Genomic DNA, 5,041 nt, shown 5'->3' with positions numbered 1-5,041 from the left:
TGGCCTACACCGATTGGAATGAGACCATGATCTATGATGGCGACCAAGCACAGCCATACAGCTATGATTGGATGTTCGAAGCAAACGGCATGAAGCAAGTCGCTACCTACGCCGATGGAATTGGCCCGTGGAAACCTATGTTGGTTGACGACGCTTCAACCAAAGAAAACATCATCATCAAGCCATTGATGAAAGCCGCTAAAACCGCCGGATTAGTCGTTCACCCTTATACCTTCCGCGCAGAACCCGATCGTATTGCACCTTATGCCGACAGCTTTGATGGGATGCTCGATGTGTTCTACAACACTGTCAAAGTGGATGGTTTATTTACGGACTATCCCGATAAAGCAGTGGAGTTTTTGCATTCAACTCGCTAAGTAAGCGTGATTAACCTTACCACTTTGGCACGCTTCATCCCCAGTATCATCATGCTGGGGATGTTATTTTTGGTGACTTAATGCCTTTACCACCTTAAGCACATGCTTATTTAAGTTACTGGCTTCCCAAAGCACCGCAATTTGGCTGTTAAAAGGCATCTCCTCGATGGGAGTGATCACGGCAGAATCATCGATATGTTCAGCCAGTGATTGGGGTACAACAGCTACGCCAAATCCCGCTTGAGCCATTGCAACCATCGACCTCAACTGTGGAGCCGAAAAACGTTGATCGACACGGATGCCCACATCGTCAAACAGCGATTTCATACCATCATGCAATGCTGGCCCCGTTTCACGAGGAAACAACAAAACGTGCTCATTTTTTAACTGAACTAAAGTAAGGCGATCTTTTTCAGCCAAGGGATGCCCTAAAGGGATCACCGCTACAAAAGGCTCTTCAAATAAAACCACCCGCTGTAAAGACTCGCTGGCATAACAAGGTAAACGCACCAATGCTATATCCAACTGCTTAGCTTTCAGCTGCTCAACCAACTCTGGCATCGCTTGCTCAACCGCAGTGAGATTCACGTTTGAAAAATTGTCCCTTATCTCCCGCACTCGGGATAATATTTGGGTATTCATCGCAACCGAAGTCGCAAAGCCCATCCGCACTTCATTTTTTTCTCCACGCGCCAGCTGTTTTACTTTCGCCTTCGCTCGATCCACATCATTTAAGATGGTAACCGCATCGACATAAAACATTTGCCCAGCCTCGGTCAGCTCTACCCCACGTGGTAAACGCTTGAATAACAGCGTACCGAGCTCATGCTCCAATTTCTTTATTTGTTGGCTCAACGGTGGTTGAGCAATACCTAACACTTCAGCCGCTCGTGTGAAATGGCGCGTTTGTGCCACCGCCACAAAATACTTGAGATAGCGAAACTCCATATCTTTTCCATATAGAAATAAATCTTATTTATATTGGATTTAGCCACGTGGAGAAGTCAATCTAAATATACACTTTATTGCATAAATGGTTATTCTCATGCGTGGATTCTACACTCCGCTTTGTGCTTGTTCTCTCGATGTAGCAAAAGAGTTTGCTGAATATCATCATGTAACGGGGGATGGAGAGATTTACCAAACTTCGTTGATGAGTGCGTTGATTGCTGGCGTTTATGAAGGCGCAACAACGGTTGAACAACTGCTGCAACATGGCGATTTTGGCTTGGGCACATTCAATCAATTAGATGGTGAACTGATCGCGTTTGATAAAGAGGTTTTCCAATTAAAAGCCGATGGTTCGGCTAACCCCGCACACTTAGCGCAGCAAACCCCCTTCGCCGTCATGACTTTTTTCTCTCCTGATGTCGAAGTTCCCATCACCTCTAAAATGTCTCGTGCTGACGTTCATCATCTGATTGATGATCTAGTACCCAGTGACAATATTTTCTGCGCAGTACGCATTGACGGTTTATATCAGTTTGTCAGAACGCGTACCGTGCCGCGTCAAACTCGCCCATTTCGCCCAATGTTGGATGTTGTAAAAGAGCAGCCCACATTTAATTTCACCTTCAAACAAGGCGTTATCGCCGGTTTTAGAAGCCCGCAGTACACCACAGGTATTAACGTTCCGGGGTATCACGAACATTTCATTACCGAAGATAGAAAAGGCGGCGGCCACATACAGGACTACTCTATTTCGTCGGGCTTTTTGCAAATTGGCAAAGTATCGCGCTTGGTAATTGATACCCCAACTTCGCTAGATTTCCTTAAAGCCAACCTAGCTCCCAATGACATCCGAACCGCGATTGAAAAAGCGGAAAAATAGCGCTGAACAGGAGAAAAAGAATTGAATTGAAAAAAGCCGCCAGATAGCACCACCACTTCGTGAAGAAGTGTCAACGTCAGTCAACAATAAGGGTATAAAAATGAATACAAAACCTACCAATAGAAATGGCGCTCAATTAATCGCTCAACAGCTGGAATCTTTGGGTATCCGCTATATTTTTGGCATTCCGGGGGCCAAAATTGATCGGTTATTTGACGCCATTGAAGACACCAATATTCAAATGATCCCAGTGCGTCACGAAGCCAATGCGGCCTTTATGGCCGGCGTCATCGGCCGTTTAACCGGCAAAGCCGGAGTCACCATGGTGACCTCAGGCCCGGGCTGTGGCAACTTGGTTTCAGGGGTTGCCACTGCCAATTCAGAAGGTGACCCGCTGGTCGCTATCGGCGGCGCGGTCAAACGCGCAGACCAACAAAAGCAAACGCACCAGAGTATGGATACCGTCAGTATTTTCCGCTCTATCACAAAATCCAGTGCAGAAATTCAACATGTTGATGCCGCCAGCGAAGTGATGGCAAATGCCTTTCGCACGGCAGAATCAGGCCGACCGGGGGCATGTTTCGTTAGCATTCCCCAAGATGTGTTATCCGACCACACTCTCACCGATATTATTGTTCCATCACGTAATGTTCATTCAAGCCAAGCCAACCCAGAAGCGATCGAAGAAGCCATTACCCGAATCGAGCAGTCACAGCGCTGCGTCGTCTTACTCGGCTTACACGCCAGTCGCGCTGAAAATGCTCAAGCCATCAGCCGTTTTTTGCGCACCACTCAACTGCCTGTAGTCGGAACCTATCAAGCCGCTGGGGCAGTTGATATTAACTATTATCACCATTTCGCTGGCCGCGTAGGTTTATTTAACAATCAGCCCGGAGATGTATTGCTGCAAGATGCGGACCTGATTGTCACTATTGGTTTTAACCCTATCGAGTACGACCCAGAGCTTTGGAACGCAAAACAGTCCCCAATCATCCACTTAGACATTGAACCAGCAGAGTATCAGCTCAATTACCAACCTTGCGTGGAAATTGTCGGCAACATCGTTCAATCACTGGATGATATGACCGATTGTGTCACCAATTTCGCACGCCTCTCTCCCAAAGCCTTATCGATTTTAGAGGAAGTGGCGCAACAGCGGCAGATAATAAAATCCTACCCTACTCGTCAATCTCAGCATGGGTTTCATCCATTAACCTTAATCAAAGCGATGCAATCCATTATTACCCCAGACACCACTTTGTGTCTGGATATGGGCAGCTTCCATATCTGGATTGCGCGCTATTTAAGCTGTTTTCGCGCCCGTCAAATGCTGATTTCAAATGGTCAGCAAACCATGGGCGTTGCCCTACCTTGGGCGATTGGTGCAAACCTGCTTAAACCTAGCACCAAAGTGGTCTCTGTTTCTGGTGATGGCGGCTTCATGCAATCAAGCATGGAGTTAGAAACTGCCGTCCGCCTAAAATGCAACATTGTACATATCATCTGGGTCGATAACGCCTACAACATGGTCGAGATACAAGAGATGAAAAAGTATCAACGCCCGTCCGGAATAAAATTTGGCCCGATAGACTTTAAAGCGTATGCCGAATCATTTGGCGCGCAAGGCTTTGCCGTGACCGAACGTCATCAACTGATGCCTATGCTGCATCAAGCCATGGAAACTCAAGGACCTGCTGTCATCGCTATCCCCGTTGATTACAGCGACAACTACAAGTTGATGCTACCCAGAACACAAGAAAATCGAGATCCAATTTTTGAGCATATCGAAGGAGAAACAATATGAATGGTTTAACCCATAAAGTCGCTTTAGTCACGGGTGCCGCCAACGGCATCGGCTTTGCGATAGCACAGCGTTTATATGATGAAGGGGCCAATGTAGTACTGGCCGACTGGAATGAAGAGCAACTCGCCACCGCCATCGAAGCTTTTGACTCAACACGCGTCGCGGCGCAAGTGATTGACGTCTCCGATCCTAAAAAAGTAAAAGCCATGATCGATAACGCCGTATCACGCTTCGGTAAGCTCGACATTTTAGTCAACAATGCGGGCATCCACATCCCCGGCTCCGTCTTAGAAAGCAGCGTTGAAGATTGGAAGAAAATATCAGCGGTGAATATTGATGGCGTCGTGTATTGCTCTAAATTTGCCTTACCTGAACTGCTAAAAACGCAGGGGACCATAGTCAACACCGCTTCAGTCTCTGGCTTAGGTGGCGACTGGGGTGCCGCATTTTACTGCGCCAGTAAAGGCGCGGTAGTCAACCTCACGCGCGCCATGGCGCTAGACCACGGTGCCGCTGGCGTACGAATTAACGCCGTGTGCCCAAGCTTAGTTAAAACCAATATGACCAATGGTTGGTCGCAAGAGATTAGAGATAAATTTAACGAGCGCATCGCACTAGGACGCGCCGCAGAACCGAGCGAAATTGCCGCCGCAGTGGCCTTTTTAGCCAGTGACGATGCATCATTTATCAATGGTGTCAATTTACCCGTCGATGGTGGCGCTACCGCTTCCGACGGCCAACCTAAAATCGTTTAACCACGAAAACTCAGCCAGTACCTAAACCATTTTCCGTGCTGGCTGATATTTTAAAACCGCATAATTCAAAACAAGCCCCATAAACCTTTCAGCCCTAAAAGGCCTCCTTTTCCACAATTAGTACAACTCCTACAAACACGAAACTAATTGGGGAGGGTTAGGGTGGAGTGTTTCTTGGTTGCTGGCAGCACCCCCTCCTAACCCTGTCTCTTATACACAAATCCCCAAGCCTCTGCTTGGGGATTTTTTTGAACTAATTTTATGTTTCATGATC

Annotated in this window: 5 protein-coding genes; 4 read left to right on the top strand and 1 reads right to left on the bottom strand. The window is 47.3% G+C overall.

The window, feature by feature from the left end:
• A partial coding sequence (locus AACQ17_RS06255; RefSeq protein ID WP_276206500.1) for a glycerophosphodiester phosphodiesterase family protein occupies positions 1–377 on the top strand: 377 nt, incomplete at its 5' end.
• A 63-nt stretch (positions 378–440) separates the two neighbouring features.
• On the opposite strand, the gene AACQ17_RS06250 is transcribed toward AACQ17_RS06255, so the two are convergent.
• Positions 441–1,325 carry a LysR family transcriptional regulator gene (locus AACQ17_RS06250; RefSeq protein WP_094147664.1) on the bottom strand — a complete coding sequence of 295 codons (885 nt, stop codon included), beginning with the start codon at positions 1,323–1,325 and terminating at the stop codon, positions 441–443.
• 85 nt (positions 1,326–1,410) lie between these two features.
• Here AACQ17_RS06250 and budA point away from each other — a divergent pair, with 85 nt between their 5' ends.
• The 3 genes from budA (at position 1,411) to AACQ17_RS06235 (ending at position 4,767) form a co-directional block, all read left to right on the top strand.
• Positions 1,411–2,208, top strand: a complete 798-nt coding sequence (gene budA / locus AACQ17_RS06245) for an acetolactate decarboxylase (protein WP_094147663.1) — start codon at positions 1,411–1,413, stop codon at positions 2,206–2,208.
• A gap of 100 nt (positions 2,209–2,308) precedes the next feature.
• Positions 2,309–4,012 (top strand): acetolactate synthase AlsS, encoded by a 1,704-nt coding sequence (alsS, locus tag AACQ17_RS06240; RefSeq protein ID WP_040122884.1) that lies wholly within the window; start codon positions 2,309–2,311, stop codon positions 4,010–4,012.
• Positions 4,009–4,767, top strand: a complete 759-nt coding sequence (locus tag AACQ17_RS06235; protein WP_013868131.1) for an SDR family NAD(P)-dependent oxidoreductase — start codon at positions 4,009–4,011, stop codon at positions 4,765–4,767. The genes alsS and AACQ17_RS06235 overlap by 4 nt, the downstream gene beginning before the upstream one ends.
• Positions 4,768–5,041 lie beyond the last annotated feature (274 nt).

This window comes from Vibrio sp. V10_P2A27P122 (genome assembly GCF_963874335.1).
Taxonomy (GTDB): Bacteria; Pseudomonadota; Gammaproteobacteria; order Enterobacterales; family Vibrionaceae; genus Vibrio; species Vibrio anguillarum.
The sequence above is the reverse complement of the archived record's forward strand: the minus strand, read 5'-3'. Positions and strand labels throughout refer to the sequence as shown.